Below are 277 nucleotides of genomic sequence, written 5' to 3'. Positions count from 1 at the left end.
AAAGAATATACATGTTACTATGCAAAAGTGTTAGATGAGCATGCTAAATATGCTTTAGATGTTTTAGCAGATATGTTCTTTAATTCAACATTTGATGAGGAAGAACTGAAAAAAGAGAAGAATGTCGTATGTGAAGAAATTAAAATGTACGAAGACGCTCCAGATGATATTGTGCATGATATGTTAACGAAAGCGACATATGAAACGCATCCGCTTGGATATCCTATTTTAGGAACAGAAGAAACGCTTGATACGTTTACAGGTGATACACTACGTC

The 277-nt window shown here is 34.3% G+C and carries 1 protein-coding gene; it reads left to right on the top strand.

The genetic code is table 11. From position 1 onward, the window contains the following. Positions 1 to 277: M16 family metallopeptidase (locus JDS96_RS31060; protein WP_199669154.1), on the top strand; the 277-nt coding region annotated here is incomplete at both ends.

This window comes from Bacillus cereus group sp. N21 (assembly GCF_016483395.1).
Taxonomy (GTDB): Bacteria; Bacillota; Bacilli; order Bacillales; family Bacillaceae_G; genus Bacillus_A; species Bacillus_A pseudomycoides.
The sequence above is the reverse complement of the archived record's forward strand: the minus strand, read 5'-3'. Positions and strand labels throughout refer to the sequence as shown.